We start from the raw sequence: 218 nt of genomic DNA on the forward strand, positions 1-218 counted from the left end.
ACGGTAGCGGACACCGCGCCTACGGGCACAACGATCAGCAGCTGGACGGCGGTAGTGACGACCGGCACAGCGACGCTGTCCAATGCCAGCGGCACGGGCGACTTCAGTGAGTTGATCACGAACATGTCCAACGGGGCGGTAGTGACCTACACGGTGAACGTGGACGTGCCTGCCGATTTCACGGGCGGCCTGACCAACATAGTCACGGTAACGAACCC

Annotated in this window: 1 protein-coding gene; it reads left to right on the forward strand. The window is 62.4% G+C overall.

Going from position 1 to position 218, the window contains the following annotated elements:
- Positions 1 to 218: hypothetical protein (locus FRY97_RS22880; RefSeq protein WP_170254928.1), on the forward strand; the 218-nt coding region annotated here is incomplete at both ends.

The organism is Phaeodactylibacter luteus (assembly GCF_007993045.1).
Taxonomy (GTDB): Bacteria; Bacteroidota; Bacteroidia; order Chitinophagales; family Saprospiraceae; genus Phaeodactylibacter; species Phaeodactylibacter luteus.